The sequence below is a fragment of the Kibdelosporangium aridum genome (assembly GCF_900176515.1).
Classification (GTDB): Bacteria; Actinomycetota; Actinomycetes; order Mycobacteriales; family Pseudonocardiaceae; genus Kibdelosporangium; species Kibdelosporangium aridum.
This window is the reverse complement of the sequence record NZ_FWXV01000014.1, coordinates 130,412-147,690: the sequence shown is the minus strand read 5'-3', so window position 1 is coordinate 147,690 and position 17,279 is coordinate 130,412. Positions and strand designations below refer to the sequence as shown.

Genomic DNA, 17,279 nt, shown 5'->3' with positions numbered 1-17,279 from the left:
GCGGCGCGGTGACCCACCCCCATTGGGGGCGGTCACTGTGCGTGATCTTTCGGCCATCGCGGTCCGTGCTCCGGCGTCGCCTTCGGCCTTCAGCGTGGTGGTCACGGACGGACTCGTCGCGACGCCGTGGGCCGGTGCGGCGGAGGCTGGTTGCCCCGCCAGCAGAACGGCGGCCAGCGCGGCTACGACCACGCCGACAGCCCTGAGGTTGTACATGATTTCCCCGTTCGCATGTTCCACCCCTCCTTCTCCTGTGTACGGAGACCGCCAAACCCGTTGCAGGGCAGGGCTGAAATATCTAGCGATGGGCGCAGTTACCCGTGGGGGTTCCACCGTTCCAGTGGTCGTAAATTTGGAATTTGAACCATGAACTGGTGATGGGGCCGAATCGGCCGTCGGCGACCAGTACGTTGCCGAAGGTTCTGATGATTTCGTTCTGGGCGTTTCTCACGGCCCGCTCAGTTGCAGTGCCGAAGTCGGAATCGGTTGCGATACCCTGCCCGTAGCAGGCGTTCAGGCTCTCCTGCAGGGCCTTCACGGCCACGTTGCGGTCGCCTCGTGCCAGAACACAGTCGTAGTTGTAAGAATCCCAGCTCGTGGACGGTACGTGCATGAAGTACTGCGGGCCTGCCCAGGACACGTTCACGTTGGAGAAGCTGGTGCAGTGAACCTCCGCGGCCGGCGCCGCCGTTGCCGTAGCGGGCGAGGCTCCTGTGATCAGCATCGCAGGTACCGCCAAGGCCATAAGAGTCTGCATGAGTCTGCGCATGTTGTTCCTCCCTCAAGGTTCGGAAGGCGGAACCGAGTATCAGCAACCCGAAGATCGCTGAGAACCCGGCTCACACCGATCACCTGCGCCATCACAACAGGGCGCCGAGTTGTCTAGTAGGGGATGTTCTGCGTAAACAACTCCACGCGAGAGCCGATTGCGCGATCTCGCCGCCTGCCGGGTCGACGGTGTCGTGACCGTGTGGGATCTGACCACCGACATGTCACCAATCGTGCTGCGCGGCCATGGCGGAGAGGTGTCCGCCGTCGCGTTCAGCCCTGACGGAAGGCTGGTTGCCGGTGCCGGCGACGACGGCATCGTCCGGGTCTGGGATCGGCCTGACGCTGTACCGGTTCGACGACGATGACGCGAACCCGTCGAAATCGGTGTGCAACGGCGAGTGCGCCGCGACCTGGCCGCCGGTGACGGTCGAGCGCGGCACCAAGGTCTTCATCGCCAGGATCAGAAGCAGGATGTCGGAACGGTCCGTCGCGATGACGGTTCGCTGCAGCTGACGGTCGGTGGTTGGCCGGTCTACCGCTTCAACAAAGACAAGAAGCCAGGCGACACTTTCGGTCAGGGCGTCGGCGGTAAATGCGCGGGGATGCTGGACCTTGCCCCAGGGGCAAGCTCGCCCTCTGATCAGCAGTCTTGTCAGGACGGTATGCCCGGGACTCGCGTCACGCGGCACGGGAATGCTGTTGCTCGCGCATGGTCCCGAACTGCTGTCCGCAGCTCTGTATGGAATCCGGGCGACGTTCATGTCTGCCGCGGTGCCGCCTTTGCTGGCCCCGACGCAGCAAAACCAACCCGTCGACCGTGCATTCGCATATCGGGCCGCTCTGGTGAACCTAGGCCTGGGCGCGGGCGGCGCTCGGGCGTGGCACCAGAAGCGCGCACTTGCCCCTTCTGTTTAACGTCGACGGCGTCAGTTCCGTAGTGGCTGCGCTATTGACCGGCGGGCGCCTCCGGGAACCCGGTACCTATCGCAGGGCAGCTCCGGTCACGCCGAGAATCATCACAGGCACCAGCCAGCGCGACGCTGCTTCTTCTGCTTGTGGCGTGCCTGTTGATCGTCGTCTTGGCGTGCGGCTTCTCCGGAAGCTTCTAGCCGCTCGTTCTTGACCTCGTCGGGCCTGGCATCCTTGATCGTGGCTTACCCACGCACTTGACCATGGCGCCGCTTCATCTCGGTAGCTCAGTCTCAGTGCGAGCGGCCCGATAGTCGACATCTTCGCTGCGATGGTCGAGCGTGGCCACAGTGGACCCACTACGCATCCGGAACCAGCGTGGGAGATAGTCACTGGTCATGACTGTCAAGCGTATGGCTGAACTTGGTTTGCAACCCGGGTTGGAGGATGGCTCTGGTCGCCGCCTTGGCCTGTTCAGTCATCGATCCGGATTGTGCGTTCGAGTGGTAAGGCATACTGTCTAGTAGTAAGTTCTAGTGACTATGTCTTGCCGGTTCCCTTCAACGTAGCCGATTCTGTGGCCTGGTGACGTGCTGGTCCACTGTTGGCCGCTTTGGTGGCAAATGGACGAACGCCGGTCGGTGAGGTGGTGCAGACATACCCGCTCGCGGACGCAGAACGTGCCGCCGCCGACATAGAAGTCGGGAACTCATCAAGCCTGTTGTCGTGATGCCGTGAGGAGTTTCGTGTGATGCCGGAGTTGACTCCCGACCTGCGCAAAGCCCATAAGTTGCTGACCTTGATGGGCGATTTCATGCCACCACTGGACGGCCGCCCTGAATACGTACGGCACCGTGACGCATACCGTCGCTGGAGCGAGCAGTTCCCAGTCCCTGAGGGCACCGACGTTGCTCCAGCACAAGGATTCGATGGGCTGACCGTGACTACGCCCGCCAGTCAGCCAAACCGGGTGGTCCTGTACTTCCACGGAGGTGGATACGGCGAAGGAGCCGCGCACAACCACCGGGAGATCGCCAGCCGGCTCGCCACCGGCGCGCACGCGGTCGTGCATCTGCTGGACTACCCACTGGCCCCTGAACACCCTTTTCCCGCTGCCGTCGACGCTGTCGTCGATGCGTACCGGAAGTTGCTTGCCACAGGAGTCTCCGCTCATCGCATCGGTGTAGGTGGTGACTCCGCCGGCGGTGGTCTGACGTTGGCACTTTTGGTGCGGCTGCGAGAGTTGGACGTCGCGCTGCCTGCGGCTGCGGTGACGGTATCGCCGTGGACCGACATGAGTCTTTCCGGATCGTCCTTAAAGGAACGTTCGGCTCGCGACCCGTTCGTCTCGAAGGAGGCGCTCGCGGAGTTCGCCCGGCGGTACCTCGGCGAACACGATCCCACCACACCGCTGGCCTCACCGTTGTTCGCAGACCTGTCCGGGTTGCCGCCACTGCTGATCGAGGTCGGCTCGGAGGAAGTTCTGCTTGATGACTCCCGCCGGCTCTATCAACACGCTCGCTCAGCCGGAGTCGACGTGCGCATCGTCGTGACGGATGGCGCACCGCACATCTGGCAGCACTTCGGCTCGTTCCTGCCCCAGGCGAGAGAATCACTCACCCGGATCGCCGACCATTTCCGCACGCATATACCGGGATGACTTGCGGCGTCACTTGTCTTCAAGGCCCGCCCCCTTTGCAGCGCTCGGCGCCAGAGCTTGTCCACGTCTTTGCCGTGCAGTAGGTCGTCGGACCGTTCTCCCGCAGTTCCCGCGAACACATCACCGGCTCACTACGGGCGACACCGCGTGGGTCCCGGCTGACGATGTCGAAGCGCGACTCGATGTCCTCGCTGAAGTAGTCCTTCGTTCTGAGGACGAAGTCGACGCCCGACCCGCCAGCACTGAACATGGAGGCAAAGGTTCGCCAGCACATGGACAAGGACCGTGATCATCAGTTAGTTTTACTGACGCCTGATAGCTGATGACTGCATGCCTGTGCATCGGTTGCGGCAGTGGGGAAGCAGTCACCATGGAGTCGATCAGCGTCGGCCGATTTGCGGCCAGGGAACCGTTTTGCCGTCCTGGCTTGGATCGTGCGCGGTCTGCACAGTGCTCACCGGAGGTACGAGCCTGGTGGAGGGTGCTTACGAGTTGAGTAACGCACGCGTGATCGTCAACGATTTATTGACGTTGGTTGGCTATGCACACCTCTGGGGGGATTGTGCCGCGCCCTGAACGGCCTTTGGATCCTGCTGCGGGTCCGGTGGAGGAGTTGGCTGCGGGTCTACGTGAGTTGCGGCGCCGGGCCGGCAACCCGGGGTACCGGGAGTTGGCCGTCCGGGCTGGTTACTCCGCGGCTTCGTTGGCGAATGCGGCGGGCGGTCGGCAGTTACCAAGCCTGATGGTGACGTTGGCCTTCGTCCGGGCCTGTGATGGCGATACGGCCGAGTGGGAGCGACGCTGGCGGCACGCCGCGACCGAGAAGGCACGTTCGAGCGAAGCTGCGGCCACTGACCAGCGTCAATCAAGCGAGAAGTCGCCGTATCAAGGACTGGCGGCGTACGGCGTCGAGGATTCCTCGCTTTTCTTTGGGCGTCAGAGGGTAGTGGCCCAGTTGGTGTCGAGCTGCGGCGACAAACGTTTCGTGGCGTTGTTCGGCGTCTCGGGCAGTGGCAAGTCGTCAATACTGAGCGCCGGCCTGATCCCGGCACTCAGCAGCGACCGCTCGCAATGCGCCGACCATGAGAAGGGCATTCATCCGCTGGAGGGACCTTGCTTCTTCCCGGCTCTGATCACGCCAGGTTCTCGCCCCATGGAAAATCTGCGGCTTGCGTTGGACCGCGTGCCGCCGGGACGAGAGGTTCTGCTGGTCGTCGACCAGTTCGAGGAACTGTTCACGCTCTGTACGGACGGGGAGGAAAGGGTACGGTTCGTTGCCGCGCTCGCGGAACATGCTCGGGAGCCGGGCGCGAGGACGCGGGTCGTGATCGGGGTACGTGCCGACTTCTACGCGTACTGCATCGAACTGCGGGGGTTGGCGCCGCTGCTGGCCGACGCCAGCGTGCCGGTCGAGACGTTGAGCGAGGACGAGCTGCGGGAGGTCATCACCGAACCGGCACGCCGGGTCGGCTTGAGTGTGGAACGGGCACTGGTCACCAAGATCATGGCCGAGGCGGCCGGGCAACCGGGTGCGTTGCCCCTGGTGTCACATGCTTTGCTCGAGACGTGGCGGCAGCGACGCGGCACTGTTCTCACTGCTGCCGGTTACGAGGCGGCAGGTGGTGTCTCCGGGGCCATCTCGCAGACAGCGGAGGCCTGGTACCAGGCGCTCACGGTCGAGCAGCAGAACTCCGTTCGCGAGATCATGGTGCGCTTGGTCACGTTGGGCGAAGAAGGAGTGAAGGACACTCGGCGACGCGTGGATCGAGCTGAGCTGGACTTCCCGAGCAGCGACGAGATTCTGCGTGGGCTCGCTGATGCTCGGCTGGTCGTGCTGGGCCGGTCCACGGTCGAGATCGCGCACGAGACGTTGATCGAGGCCTGGCCGCGCCTTCGCCACTGGTTGGCCGAGGACCGGGAAGTGCTGCGCCGACATCGGCAACTCACCGAGGACAGCAGGATCTGGTCCGCACACCGCCGCGATCCCGACACGTTGTACCGGGGTGCGCGGCTGGCAGCATGGGACGGACAGGCCATCGACCGGCTCAACTCCCTCGAGAACGAGTTCCTGACGGCCAGCCGAGAACGGCAAGCCCTAGAGACGCGGTCACGTCAGCGACGCACGCGGCTGGCCCTGATCAGCATGGCCGTCGGGGTGACAGTCATGAGCCTGATCACGGTTCTCGCGTTCCGGGAGGCGAATCGAGCCAACGACGAGCGTGAACGTGCCCTGTCGCACCAGTTGGTGGCCAACGCACGCGACCAGCTGCAGGTCGACCAAGAACTCGCCCTGCTGCTGGCCAGGGCAGCCTATGACACCAAACCGACCGCTGAGGCCGCCGCTGTACTCCGGCAGGCCGTGATCGACTCCCGGATGCGAGCGAGAGTCGTCTCGGGACAACAACAGGTATTCGGGGTCGCTTACAGCCCGGATGGCCGGCGAGTGGCCAGTAGCGGCGCTGACGGCACGGTCCGGGTCTGGACGATGCGTGGCTCGGACGAGTTCGCCGGGGAACCTCGCGTGCTGCGTGATCACACGGGCTACGTCAGAATCCCGGTGTTCAGCGCGGACAGCCGCTATCTCGTCGCCTCCGGGGTCGACGGTGTCGTGACCGTGTGGGATCTGACCACCGACATGTCACCAATCGTGCTGCGCGGCCATGGCGGAGAGGTGTCCGCCGTCGCGTTCAGCCCTGACGGAAGGCTGGTTGCCGGCGCCGGCGACGACGGCACCGTCCGGGTCTGGGATCGGACGAACGGCAGCCCGCAACCTGTCCGTGTCCTGTCTCTTGATGGAGGGCCTGCTCGGGCGGTGGCTTTCAGCCCGGACGGCGTTCATCTCGCCGCTGCCGGCGACGCGCCGGTCAAGGTCTGGAATCTGGCCACGACCGCCCCACCTGCGGTGTTGAGTGGCCACGAGAACACCGTCTGGAACGTTGCCTACAGCCCCGACGGGCGCCTGCTGGCCAGCGCGAGCGCCGACCAGACAGTCCGGATCTGGCCCACGACTGGAAGCGAACCACCGCTGGTCCTACGCGCCGACGATGGAACCGTCGAGACCGTGGCCTTCAGCCCTGACGGAAGAAGGATCGCCAGCGGCCACAGCGGAAGCGACACCATCCGAGTGTGGAACACAACCAAGGGCGACGGAGAAGACCCCATGCTGCTCCACGGTCATCACGGACCAGTGTGGAGCGTCGCGTTCAGCCCGGACGGCCGGCGGCTGCTCAGCGGCAGCGGTGACGGCACGCTCCGGCTCTGGGATCCAACCTACCCCGGCAACCCTCAGGTGCTCGACGGTCACAGCGGAGCCGCGTGGAGCGTGGCAGTCAGCGCCGATGGAAACACCATCGCCAGCGGCGGCGCCGACCACACAGTCCGCGTATGGCGGGGAAAGATGCGACAGGACCCGTTGGTGCTGACCGGCCATGGCAACGAGGTTCTCTCGGTGACATTGACCGCGGACGGCAGCCGAGTGGCAAGTGCCTCACGCGATCGAACCGTACGTGTCTGGGACACCAACACCGGCGCCCCCATCGCCGTTCTGCACGGCAACACGAAGACTGTCTGGAGCGTGGCGTTCAGCCCTGACGGGCGACGCGTGGCCAGCGGCGGCGCCGACGAGACCGTGCGGATCTGGGACATCCACGGTATGGGCGCTCCCATCGAACTCGAAGGGCACGAAGCGTCCATCAGAGGCATCGCGTTCAGCCCTGACAGCACACAAATCGCCAGCACAAGCCAAGACACCACCGTGCGAATCTGGAACGCCAACGGCCACGGAGACCCCCTTGTGCTGACAGGGAGCCCCGGCCTGGTCTGGACCGCCACCTTTTCGCCTGACGGCCGGACGATCGCCACCGGCGGCGGCGACGGCAACATCCGGATCTGGCACACCAACAGAAAAGAGCAGCCCCGAATCTTCCGCGGACACCGAGGACCGGTCTGGAGCGTGGCATTCCGTGCCGACGGCCAACAGCTCGTCAGCGCCGGACATGACAGCAGCGAACGGATATGGGACACCACCACCGGAGAAGAACTCCTCGCACTCCGCGGCCACGGCGCCTTCGTCGAAGAGGCCAGGTTCGGTCCCGACGAAACTCTCGTCACCGCCCACGGCGACGGCACCATCCGACTGACCCGCTGCGAAGCCTGCGGCCCGATCAACCAGGTCCGAGCCATCGCGGACGCACGCGTCACCCGCCCCCTCAACGCCGACGAACGCCGCATCTACCTGCACGAACCAGGCCTCACATAAACCGTCCTGCCTAACCCTGAATACTCATGGCGAGCGTGCCGCGACAAGCACATCCGCTGAGGGCGATCAGCCAGCGGAGATCCACGCGGCGATGGAGGAGATCGTGGCCCGCCTGCCCGTCCTCGCGCCGATGCACGTACCGCTGAAGGTCTTTTGCCGTAGTCACGCCACGACAAGGCAAGGACCTGGACAACCTGGCTCTTCAGCGCCTGCTTGATCCACCGGCGATCACGTCCTACGAGGCGCAAGGCCGTGCTTGCGGAGCCCGAGACTGGAACCAGCAGGGACGGGACTCCACAGTGGCCGGTGCACTTGTAATCTTCTGGTCGGCGACTGGTCCTGGTGCGGACGGACGAGTGCAAGTGGCGCTCAGCTCGGTGCCGGACACGCCCCGGACTCAGTGGTGGATCACCAGGCCATCGCACCATGACGGTCGCGGAAGGTTCCGGTCGGTCCGTCCGCACCGATGGTGGCGAGTTCGACGATCGCGTCGGTCCCCTCGGTCACTGTCTGCGGGCCGCTGTGCCCGTTGAAGTCGGTCGCCGTATAGCCCGGGTCGGCCGCGTTCACCTTCACGTCCGGCCAGGACTTCGCGTATTGCGTCGTCAGCATGGTCACAGCAGCCTTCGACGCTGTGTAGAGCGGCGCGACGACCCTCGACTCGACGCGCGCGGCGTCGTGGGTCGCCGCGAATGACCCCATGCCGCTCGATACGTTGACGATGACCGGGCTCGCGGACTTACGCAGCAGAGGCAGGAACGCGTGCGTCACCCGGACGATCCCCACGACGTTGACCTCGAACACCGCGCTGGCGTCGGCGGCCGTGATCCGGTCTGCGGGGTTGTGCGTCCCGAAAACACCTGCGTTGTTGATGAGGACGTCGATGGCACCTTCACGAGCCGCGACGTCGGCGGCGGCCGCAGCCACCGACGCGTCGTCAGTCACGTCGATCTGGATGAAACGGGCACCGAGTACGTCGGCGGCTGCCTGGCCGCGCTCTGGATCGCGAGCGCCGACGAGGACGGTGTGGCCGGCCTCGATCAATCGGCGGGCGGTCTCGTACCCGAGGGATTTGTTGGCTCCTGTGATGAACGTCGTCGTCATATGTCCACTCTTGGCCGGCGGCGAGAGGACAACCAGTGCCCTCCGCGACGGTAGGACTGCCAGTACCAGGCAGATCGGCTGTCCAGCGGACACAATGGTCGAGTGGAGGAGACCCTGGGAACGGCATTACGCCGCTGGCGCGACCGGCTTTCCCCCATCGATGTCGGGCGGCCTTCGCGGCCCGGACGACGTGCGGTGGGATTGCGACGCGAGGAGTTGGCCGAGCTCGCGGGGCTGTCGGTCGACTACGTGGTGCGGCTGGAGCAGGGGCGTGCCACGAACCCTTCGGCGCAGGTCGTCGCGAGTCTGGCCAGGGCACTGCAACTGGAACCCCTGGAGCGCGATTACGCCTACCGGCTGGCCGGCCTCCTTCCGCCGCAGGAGGGGGCGATCTCAACGCATGTTCCGGCCGGCGTTCAACGGATGCTGGCCCGCCTCGGGGAGTTCCCTGTGGGTGTATTCAGTGCCGACTGGACCTTGCTGTCCTGGACTCCCGCATGGGCGGTGCTGATGGGCGACCCCAGCGCACGGAAGCATGCCGAGCGGAACCTGGTGCGGGCGGTCTTCGCCGCGGGGCCCAGAGGGCTCGTGGCCTGGCCCGTGCTTCCGGACAACGACGCCCTCAACCCGGCCCTCGTCGCCGATCTGCGTACAGCTCTCGTCAACTACCCCCGTGACCGTGGACTGAACGACCTTGTCGCGGAACTACGTTCCACCAGTGCGGAGTTCGCTCGGCTGTGGGACGAGGGCGCGGTCGGCCCGCACGTCTCGACCCGCAAGGTCATCATGCATCCCCAGGTCGGCGAGGTGAGGTGCGACTGCGACGTGCTCACCGTCCCGGGCTGCGACATCCGGCTCGTCGTCTACACGGTGGCCGCGGGTTCCGCCGATGCGGAAAAACTGGAGTTCCTGCGGGTCACGAACGGGGTCTGCGCCGACGGCTCCTCGCCCCCAGAGCCCGGTCTGTTCTCCACGCCGTGACAGTCGGGCCGGCCGGACCCTGTCGAGGCCATCTCGGCGAGACCTGTGACGACGCCGTGGTTAGCGGGTTGCCGGATCCGGCCACGAACGTGGTCACCACGGACGTTGGCCGTCGCGGTCGATGGTGAACGCGGTGTGACCGCAGCCGTCAGTGGTCCGGGATCTGTTCGGAGAAGAGTGAGACCGAGGTGGCGGCGCGGTTCGTCGTTTGCGTTCTATGGCCGGACCTCCACTGAGGAATATCTGTCCTGAGGCTGCGACGCTCCTGCGAGCTGTGCGGAATCCTGTCCGAAGTTCGACGCGATCGTGGTGGGGGAGTTCGGGCGGCGTTTACGGCAACAACTTACTGCAGTTGTTGCCGGCCTTCGATCGGTATGGAGTACGCGTGTGGCTGCCGGAGACCGACGGCCCATTCGACCCGGGCGATGTGATGCGTCAAGCGTTGAGGCTCCTGTTCGGTGCGCAGTCCCGACATGAGGTGTTGCAGTCCCTGCTATGGAGGACCTGCGCGGCAGTGCTCCGCTCAAACGCCTGCTGGACAACGTCTGTGCGGTGCGGCCCTTCGACGACATCGACCAAGACTTCGACCTGTTCGCCATCCTCGACAATGCCTTCGACCCTGCCGTGTTCCCGTCCGGCTGGCGCGACGTGCTCGACGAGGAGATCGACAATCTCTGAGCGGAGGCGCGAGGACTGTCTACCTTGTCTGGAGCTGTTGGCTGCTTGCGGGGTTCTGGCTTTGGTGGTGGATGCTCGCGTCGCCGGCCGGGTGCGGGAGTGGGAGAAAATTGGGAGAGTTCGTTCTGCTTTAGGCGATTGAGTTGCGGGTGAACTGACTTCAATGGACCTGTGTTGTGCAGGGATTCTCTGTTCTTGCAGGCGATAGTCCTTTGTGGACATGCTGGCGGGAGAAGTCCGCACCTTGCCGCAACGTTAAGGGGGTCGCGTCGAAGAACCGGCGGCGGTCCTGCCCGGATATGTCGCCGGGATAACAGGTGTACTGCGGATCAAGTACGTCCTGCCCACCGATGTAGTTGCGGCCGGGATCGTCCGAGCTTCGACGAGAAAGACTGAGTACGCGGTAGTTGTTGCCGATTTAGATCAGACTTGGTAGCACCTTGCCGCCATGTCCTTTTAGGACACCGCCGGCGTCCTTCAGGGCGATTTCTCGCCTGCCAATGACGGCAGCGGGATCCTTGTACACCTTTCTGGCGAACTGCGACAGCTCGGCATCCGAACTTAGGCGCTGTGCGACACGATCGCTGTGCAGATTGGCGCAGACGATCATGATCTTTCGCTTATGCGGCATGGTATGTTTCGCCCCTCTTCCCTTGGGGTCCAAGGCGGTTGTGTGACGGACCGGCATTCGCCTTGGCGGTATGTCAAGCGCGCACCGCCAGGATTTGGTTGACTCCGAACTGCCGCCGTTCGAACCCCAGAGCGCAGGCCGCCATGTACAGCAGCCAAACTCGGGCGCGTCCAGGACTCGTCAGTGCGACGGCACGGTCCCAGTCGTCCTGCAGATTTCGCACCCAGGCGCGCAGAGTTGGCCCATAGTGCTCACGCATCGCTTCCACACTGCGCACTTCGAACCCCGCGTCCTCGAACCGTGCGACTGTTACACCGACCCGATCCAGTTCCCCGTCGGGAAACACGTATGCGTCGATGAACGTCCGGCGAGAGCCTCTGGAGACCGACCACAAGGAGGCGATCTGCTGGTTGAGCAGCCTTCCACCTGGCTTGAGCAAACCATGGAGAGTGCGGGCGTAGTCGGCGTAGTGTTCGCGGCCGACATGCTCGCCCATCCCGACACTGGCGATCGCGTCCACAGCGTCGACCCGCAAATCCCGGTAGTCCTGGTGACGGATTTCAACCACGTCGCTGAGACCGGCCTCCGCGACCTGCTTGCGCGCGTACTCCGCCTGGGTCTCGGAGATCGTGACTCCCACGACTCTGACTCCGTGGTGTCGAGCCGCGTGGGTGGCCAGGCCGCCCCAGCCACATCCCACGTCCAAGAAGAGTTGCCCTGGCTTGAGTTCCAGCTTGCGGCAGATCAGGGCGAGCTTGTCCTGCTGTGCTGTGTCGAGCCCGTATCCCGGGGCTTCGCCGGACGTCCAGAGAGCACAGGAATAAACCATGGTCGGCCCCAGGACCAGCCGATAGAAATCGTTTCCGACATCGTAGTGGTGGCTCACCGCTTGCCGATCGCGTGCCTTGCTGTGCCGAGCGCCAGACACGGTGATCTCTTCCTTCGGCGGCGGCGGTGGAGGACCTATCACCCCCAGCCTCAGCAAACTGCCGATCGCCGCGCGAATCTCCTTTCCGCGCACCGGGAGCGGCTCCCAGATCAAGGACGACAAGGCTTCCAATGCCTCGTACAGGTCACCGTCCACCCCTATGTCGCCGGACACATAGGCCCTGGCCAGGCCTAGTTCACCGGGGTTCCACAGAAGACGGCGCAGCGCGCGCCGGTTGCTGACCACGAGGGTCGGTCCGCCGAGTGGACCGGCCTCGGACCCGTCCCAGGCTCGCAGACGCAGTGGCAGCGGGCGGCGCAGCAGTCCTTCCAACAACCGCCTGGTCCTGTCCGCAGCGGAAACCAGTCCCGAGGTGTTCATAGTTCATCTCCAGACTCACGAGGACAGTGACGCGCGGTTGAGCACCCGTTGCGCTACGAAGGGACGTGGTTGGTGGACGTTTGGGCACCGCGCCAGCGGTCAGGGGCGGACACACGATGGACGCAGGTAACAGTGCACAGCGGTGCGCAAGGCTTTGGCGTCCGAAACTGCTGGCGCACCATGTCCTTTGTGTACTGGTCGATCGGGATTCCCGATTTTCCGCGCTGCTGCGGGCAATAGCTCACGATGCCGTCCTCGTCGACGTACAGGTAGCGAGCTCCGGCGCGGCACCGCCAGGCGTTGGGTCGTCCGGCCGCGAGGTTATCCTGGAAGGCTCCCGAGTTGAAGGCGTTACCAAGGAACGCAGGAATACCCCCGGAAAGTCGCCGAATTCTGCGGTAGACCTCCTGATCCGCCGCGGACAACGGCCGGAGTGCACCAGTGTTGTCGTGAATGATGCCGACCGAGGTGGAGAAACCGAGTTCGCGTGCACGGACCGTGATGGCGTACGCGTCTTCGGAATTCCGGACGCCTGCTCCCAACACAGAGTTGATGTTGACGTCGAACGTCGCGTGCGTGCGCAGCCACTCCAGACGACGGTCGAGCACCCGCAGCGACTTGCTCGATGTCTCGTCTGGATCGATGTTGTCAATGCTGATTTGCAGGTAGTCCAGACCGGCCGAGTTCAACGCATCGATGCGCCTGGGATTGAGTCGGTATCCGTTGGTGATGAGACCGGCCATCATGCCGCGGTCACGTACATGCCGGATCAGGCCGTCCAAGGTAGGGTGCAACATCGGCTCGCCCCCGCTGAAGCCGACAGAGAACGACCCCAGCCGGGCGACCTCGTCGATACGTCGCTTCATCACATCAGCCGGAACCGGAGCCGAGATCTTGTCGTACTCATTGCAGTAGCGACACGCGAGATTGCAGCGACGGACTGGAATCAGGTGCACGAGGATGGGGTGGGTGGTGTCGAGCAGGCCTCGTCCCACATTGGTGATCCAGCGCCGTCTCCGATCCAGGTCGGCACGAACTCGCTGCTGTGTAGTGACCACAGGTGTCTGCGGAGTTCGGGAGCTCATGAGGCATTCCCGTTCTCGGCCAGTGCGGCCGCGATACGTCGGCGAGTTTCCTCTCGGAGACTTGCCACGTCAGCGAAGTCGGTCGGCGACAGAGGCGAAAGTACTTCGACACGAACGTCGACGTTGTGGCGCAGGATGAACCCGTGCTTAGGCAGCGCTTTCCGAGTGCCGTGGACGGCGATCGGATAGAGCGGTACCTGATGGCGTATCGCAAGATCGAACGCACCGTCTTTGAACGGCTGCAACGTTCCGTCTTCGCTTCGCCGGCCTTCCGGGAAGAACATCACCGGGCTGCCCGCATCAAGCAGCTCATCACAGCGCGCCATCACGCGGCGTACTGACGCCCTGTCACCTCTGACCAGGGACATGTAGCCGTTGAGCCGCATGTTCCAACCGATGAAAGGAATGCGGAACATCTCAGCCTTGGATACCCACTTGAACGGACGGAACAGATCGAACAACACGATGATGTCGAATGTGGACGCGTGGTTCGCCGCCAAAATCGCGCCCCCGTGCCAGGGCAATAGTTCCCGCCCTGAGGTTCGCAACCGCCATAGCGGATTGAGCCGTACATAGCAGACGGCCCATGCGCAGGTGTAAAGATGGAGTGCCGAGCGACGACGATCGAATGGGGCGGTCACCAGCCACACGAGCACTGCCCCAGCGAAGAACACAGGGCATGTCAGCACGATGACCGACCAGAAAATCGCGGATACCAAGATCATCGTACCTTCTCTCGGCTGAGCCACCACAACGCATCCGACCACCTCGGCCAAGGCCAGAACAATTTTGCAACCGATCCACCGGAACGTAGTGGTCCCATGACGCGCCTTCGGCGTGAGCTGGAAGTGCCTTGACGCCACCACGAAAGGCCTTTGGTATCAAATATGTTGACATACTCCCGACCTCCTTCGACTCAAGTGGCTGGTTTCCGCCAACGCGATGAGAGCCTTACGGGACAACCGGTCCCTACAGGAGCACGGTCCATACCGGCCACTGGCGATGTAGTCAACACGTGTTTGCCCGTGGGTGTGCGGAATCGCTGGAAGGTCGACAGCGCCGTTCGCCACTCTCGAAAGCCAAAATCGTTGCGAAATACAGGCTGTCAGCGCTCACGATGGACGCCATTTGAAGGGGACTACGAGAGACTCCTGCGAGAACGCGGGGCGCTGCACTTGGTCGTGCGGGCGATCGAGGTCGTCAACCTTGTGGATTACGCTCGCGCTGTGGCCAGAACCAGCCATTGCGTCGCTGCAACTCTGACCGAACTTGGATGTATATATGGATATCAGCGTCGCAGTGAGCCATAGCGTTGCACGTTGAGACATGCCATCCCGGAGTCATCAATCGGCGCCCCGGTTGTCAATGATCACAGCACCACCGCGATGTGTACGACGAGACCAGCACACCGTGTTGGTTGAAGGCAATCCACTGAACACCGAAGGAGTCCTACTATGGATCGACGCACGTTGCTGCGTGTTTCGGCAGCATCGCTCGCAACCGGCATGTTCCTGCCGAACGTCGCGTTCGCCGACCCCACGTTCCCAGATGTTCCCAATATGCTAGGCGATCGGAAAGCCAACGAGTTCTGGTACGAGTTCGACAACGTCGCATTGTTCGACGCCTCACCGGAGATGCTTGCGGCCTACGATGCCATCAACAATTACACTGGCGGACCGGACTTCTTCACCTTCACACTGCTGAACAGGTGGCTGGAAGCCATCGCTTCTCCCGGATATCCACATACCTATACCGACTACGTCACACCGATCCGGGAGCCGCTCCAGGTCATCTCTGGTGTCCAGCTCAGTGTCATGGACAAATATTACCGGCCATACAGTCGAGAGATCGTCGACGCCTACGCGTACTTCGGTCAGGGCGTGTTGTTCGACCCGCGCAGGACCGATTTCGAGGCCGAAGTGCACACAATGGACGGTGACCCGCCAATCGGTTACCACGTGTGGTATGCCATCCAGCGGGCCATGATGCTTCTCGGCATCGACACGGCAAGGTGGGTGAGGATCAGTCCATTGGTGGGGTTCGCGTGGGCACTGCAGTCCATCGCCAAACCCAACCATCGCTCGCCGAACCCTGGTCTGCCGATGGCGCAGGTCAACCGGCTCGCCGCACAGTGGCTGCCCAAGTCGGTCAACAAGCTCGATCAGGATTTCCGTTCCACCCCTTACCCGCCAGGCATCTGATCTCGCTCTTGTTCGCACCGGGTTGGTAGAGGCTGGCATTCTGAGTGTCCTGGGTCGATCACGGGGCACCTTGAAGAGTCTGCCAGCCTCTGCGAGTTCGCCGTAGCGTTGCTGGTTGTGGACTATGTGCGGCCGAGAACTAGTGCCCAGGCGTCGTGATTGTCGTCCTCGATGTCGGTGATGCGGCCAGAGCGCTTGTCTAAATAGGACCGTACGAGTCATCGACCTGTCCGGCGGCCGAACTCTCGCACACCTGGACGACTCTATGTCTACATTAGAGACCGCGAACTTCCCGGCGGAAGACCGCATGCTCGCCTGGCCGGGCGGATACAGCGTTAGCACCACGAAGCCGCGGAGAATCCCAGGGGCGCCTAGGATAGAGCTTGGCGCGATAGCCGAGATCGCCGTAAGTGCCTGCCCTGACAGGTACTCGCCGTCCGGTGGACAGCGGTTTTCAACCACGGCAAGTTACAGTGACTTGTGCAGATCGGCAGCGGTGAGCCGCGGTTACGCGTCGCGATTGTGACAGAGTCCTACCCACCACAGGTGAATGGCGTTGCCCACGCCACCGCTCAACTGGCCGACCAGCTCACTCGCCGGGGTCACGTTCCGCTCGTCATCGCCCCGTCCGCCGCCCGCCGGATGAGGCAGCCCGATCCTGATTTCTGTTCTGTTGTCCGTGTTCCGGCGGTCTCCTTACCGGGCTACGCCGACGTTCGTGTTGCGCTGCCGGGGCGTGGCCTCACGGCAGCCCTTGCCGCGCACCGGCCGGACATTGTGCACTTGTCCAGCCCGTTTTTTCTCGGGCTCCGTGGGGCTGCGGCGGCTCGGCGGCTGGGCGTGCCCGTCCTTGCTGTCTACGAGACAGAGATGGCCGAGTACATCCGCACGTATCTGCCGATGATGCCTGGCGGAAGTTACTTGGCGTGGCAGCGGTTGCGGTCCGTGCACACGATAGTCGACCGCACCCTGGCGTTGTCGTCCGCGTCGGGGCATGCCTTGGCGGCGCATGGAATTCCGCGTGTGCACATGCTCCGGTACGGAGTGGACTCGGTTCGGTTCCATCCGAACCGCCGGGATGAGGAGCTACGCCGCCAACTGGCCCCGGAGGGGACGGTACTCATCGGCTACGTCGGTCGGCTGGCGCCGGAGAAGCACGTCAACTTGTTGCGCGGGGTTTGCGAGCTGCCGGGGGTTCGTGTGGTCGTGGTGGGTGATGGGCCGAGCGCTCGTCCGCTGCGGAAAGCATTGCCCGGAGCTGTTTTTCTGGGTCGGTTGGTCGGCAATGACCTGGCTCGTGTGTACGCCTCACTCGATGTCTTCGCCCATACCGGTCCACTGGAGACCTTCGGCATGACCATCCAGGAGGCGATGGCGAGCGGTCTGCCGGTGATCGCGCCGGCGTCCGGAGGTCCGCTCGATCTTGTCGACCACGGGCGTACGGGTCTGTTGACCCGCCCTCACGACGCGCGGGACCTATGTGCGGGGGTTCGTGCTCTGGTGGCGTCACCGGAGAAGCGGCGCGCCTTCGGCCGAGCCGCGCGGGCGTCCGCCGTGACCCGGACCTGGGCGGCGGCCGGAGACCAGTTGATCGAGCACTACACGCAAGTATTGGACCGGCGCACGTCGCCCGTCACCGGGAAGGCCGTGAGGTGAGCCAAGCCAACAAGAAAGTTGCCGTGGCCTGCGCGA

16 protein-coding genes are annotated in these 17,279 nt (G+C 63.8%); 9 read left to right on the top strand and 7 right to left on the bottom strand.

Going from position 1 to position 17,279, the window contains the following annotated elements; translation table 11 throughout:
* Positions 1 to 298 precede the first annotated feature (298 nt).
* Positions 299 to 769: a peptidoglycan-binding domain-containing protein gene (locus tag B9C43_RS49195; protein ID WP_084434197.1), complete on the bottom strand. Its 471-nt coding sequence runs from the start codon at positions 767 to 769 to the stop codon at positions 299 to 301.
* A gap of 220 nt (positions 770 to 989) precedes the next feature.
* On the opposite strand from B9C43_RS49195, the gene B9C43_RS59140 reads away from it, so the two are divergent.
* The 4 genes from B9C43_RS59140 (at position 990) to B9C43_RS49180 (ending at position 3,340) form a co-directional block, all read left to right on the top strand.
* On the top strand, positions 990 to 1,136 hold the full coding sequence (locus B9C43_RS59140; RefSeq protein WP_143447153.1) for a WD40 repeat domain-containing protein: 147 nt from the start codon (positions 990 to 992) through the stop codon (positions 1,134 to 1,136).
* Positions 1,069 to 1,284, top strand: coding sequence for a COG4315 family predicted lipoprotein (locus tag B9C43_RS59135; RefSeq protein ID WP_235039286.1), 216 nt, complete (start codon positions 1,069 to 1,071; stop codon positions 1,282 to 1,284). Before B9C43_RS59140 ends, B9C43_RS59135 begins: the two co-directional genes overlap by 68 nt.
* Complete coding sequence (locus B9C43_RS49185; RefSeq protein WP_235039295.1) at positions 1,182 to 1,709, top strand: COG4315 family predicted lipoprotein; 528 nt, start codon at positions 1,182 to 1,184, stop codon at positions 1,707 to 1,709. Before B9C43_RS59135 ends, B9C43_RS49185 begins: the two co-directional genes overlap by 103 nt.
* A gap of 722 nt (positions 1,710 to 2,431) precedes the next feature.
* Positions 2,432 to 3,340 (top strand): alpha/beta hydrolase, encoded by a 909-nt coding sequence (locus tag B9C43_RS49180; protein WP_143447139.1) that lies wholly within the window; start codon positions 2,432 to 2,434, stop codon positions 3,338 to 3,340.
* A 19-nt stretch (positions 3,341 to 3,359) separates the two neighbouring features.
* On the opposite strand, the gene B9C43_RS49175 is transcribed toward B9C43_RS49180, so the two are convergent.
* Positions 3,360 to 3,590 carry a hypothetical protein gene (locus tag B9C43_RS49175; RefSeq protein ID WP_143447138.1) on the bottom strand — a complete coding sequence of 77 codons (231 nt, stop codon included), beginning with the start codon at positions 3,588 to 3,590 and terminating at the stop codon, positions 3,360 to 3,362.
* A gap of 354 nt (positions 3,591 to 3,944) precedes the next feature.
* Between B9C43_RS49175 and B9C43_RS49170 the strand changes: the two genes are divergently transcribed.
* On the top strand, positions 3,945 to 7,598 hold the full coding sequence (locus B9C43_RS49170) for an nSTAND1 domain-containing NTPase (protein ID WP_143447137.1): 3,654 nt from the start codon (positions 3,945 to 3,947) through the stop codon (positions 7,596 to 7,598).
* A 408-nt stretch (positions 7,599 to 8,006) separates the two neighbouring features.
* Here the strand turns inward: B9C43_RS49170 and B9C43_RS49165 are convergent, their stop codons facing one another.
* The gene (locus B9C43_RS49165; protein WP_084434192.1) at positions 8,007 to 8,702 is read right to left on the bottom strand and encodes an SDR family NAD(P)-dependent oxidoreductase; all 696 of its coding nucleotides are present in this window, start codon (positions 8,700 to 8,702) and stop codon (positions 8,007 to 8,009) included.
* Between the two features lie 102 nt (positions 8,703 to 8,804).
* Between B9C43_RS49165 and B9C43_RS49160 the strand changes: the two genes are divergently transcribed.
* Together B9C43_RS49160 and B9C43_RS49155 are read left to right on the top strand one after the other, a co-directional pair.
* Positions 8,805 to 9,683: a helix-turn-helix domain-containing protein gene (locus tag B9C43_RS49160; RefSeq protein WP_084434191.1), complete on the top strand. Its 879-nt coding sequence runs from the start codon at positions 8,805 to 8,807 to the stop codon at positions 9,681 to 9,683.
* A gap of 495 nt (positions 9,684 to 10,178) precedes the next feature.
* On the top strand, positions 10,179 to 10,361 hold the full coding sequence (locus B9C43_RS49155; protein ID WP_084434190.1) for a hypothetical protein: 183 nt from the start codon (positions 10,179 to 10,181) through the stop codon (positions 10,359 to 10,361).
* 418 nt (positions 10,362 to 10,779) lie between these two features.
* Here B9C43_RS49155 and B9C43_RS49150 read toward each other — a convergent pair whose 3' ends face one another.
* The 4 genes from B9C43_RS49150 to B9C43_RS49135 form a co-directional block, all read right to left on the bottom strand.
* Positions 10,780 to 10,992 (bottom strand): hypothetical protein, encoded by a 213-nt coding sequence (locus B9C43_RS49150; protein WP_143447136.1) that lies wholly within the window; start codon positions 10,990 to 10,992, stop codon positions 10,780 to 10,782.
* A gap of 73 nt (positions 10,993 to 11,065) precedes the next feature.
* Positions 11,066 to 12,301 carry a class I SAM-dependent methyltransferase gene (locus tag B9C43_RS49145; RefSeq protein WP_084434188.1) on the bottom strand — a complete coding sequence of 412 codons (1,236 nt, stop codon included), beginning with the start codon at positions 12,299 to 12,301 and terminating at the stop codon, positions 11,066 to 11,068.
* Between the two features lie 53 nt (positions 12,302 to 12,354).
* Positions 12,355 to 13,296, bottom strand: a complete 942-nt coding sequence (locus tag B9C43_RS49140; protein WP_200826050.1) for a radical SAM protein — start codon at positions 13,294 to 13,296, stop codon at positions 12,355 to 12,357.
* A gap of 86 nt (positions 13,297 to 13,382) precedes the next feature.
* Complete coding sequence (locus tag B9C43_RS49135; protein WP_084434186.1) at positions 13,383 to 14,111, bottom strand: lysophospholipid acyltransferase family protein; 729 nt, start codon at positions 14,109 to 14,111, stop codon at positions 13,383 to 13,385.
* Positions 14,112 to 14,855: 744 nt separating this feature from the next.
* Between B9C43_RS49135 and B9C43_RS49130 the strand changes: the two genes are divergently transcribed.
* Together B9C43_RS49130 and B9C43_RS49125 are read left to right on the top strand one after the other, a co-directional pair.
* Positions 14,856 to 15,587 (top strand): hypothetical protein, encoded by a 732-nt coding sequence (locus B9C43_RS49130; protein ID WP_235039285.1) that lies wholly within the window; start codon positions 14,856 to 14,858, stop codon positions 15,585 to 15,587.
* A gap of 546 nt (positions 15,588 to 16,133) precedes the next feature.
* Positions 16,134 to 17,243 (top strand): glycosyltransferase, encoded by a 1,110-nt coding sequence (locus tag B9C43_RS49125; RefSeq protein ID WP_235039284.1) that lies wholly within the window; start codon positions 16,134 to 16,136, stop codon positions 17,241 to 17,243.
* Positions 17,244 to 17,279: the final 36 nt, after the last annotated feature.

Coding starts and splice junctions, on each gene's coding strand:
- B9C43_RS59140 (WP_143447153.1), top strand. CDS start 990: ATGTCACCAATCGTGCTGCGCGGCCATGGCGGAGAGGTGTCCGCCGTC.
- B9C43_RS49175 (WP_143447138.1), bottom strand. CDS start 3,590: ATGTTCAGTGCTGGCGGGTCGGGCGTCGACTTCGTCCTCAGAACGAAG.
- B9C43_RS49180 (WP_143447139.1), top strand. CDS start 2,432: ATGCCGGAGTTGACTCCCGACCTGCGCAAAGCCCATAAGTTGCTGACC.
- B9C43_RS49155 (WP_084434190.1), top strand. CDS start 10,179: ATGGAGGACCTGCGCGGCAGTGCTCCGCTCAAACGCCTGCTGGACAAC.
- B9C43_RS49195 (WP_084434197.1), bottom strand. CDS start 769: ATGCGCAGACTCATGCAGACTCTTATGGCCTTGGCGGTACCTGCGATG.
- B9C43_RS49150 (WP_143447136.1), bottom strand. CDS start 10,992: ATGCCGCATAAGCGAAAGATCATGATCGTCTGCGCCAATCTGCACAGC.
- B9C43_RS49135 (WP_084434186.1), bottom strand. CDS start 14,111: ATGATCTTGGTATCCGCGATTTTCTGGTCGGTCATCGTGCTGACATGC.
- B9C43_RS49145 (WP_084434188.1), bottom strand. CDS start 12,301: ATGAACACCTCGGGACTGGTTTCCGCTGCGGACAGGACCAGGCGGTTG.
- B9C43_RS49165 (WP_084434192.1), bottom strand. CDS start 8,702: ATGACGACGACGTTCATCACAGGAGCCAACAAATCCCTCGGGTACGAG.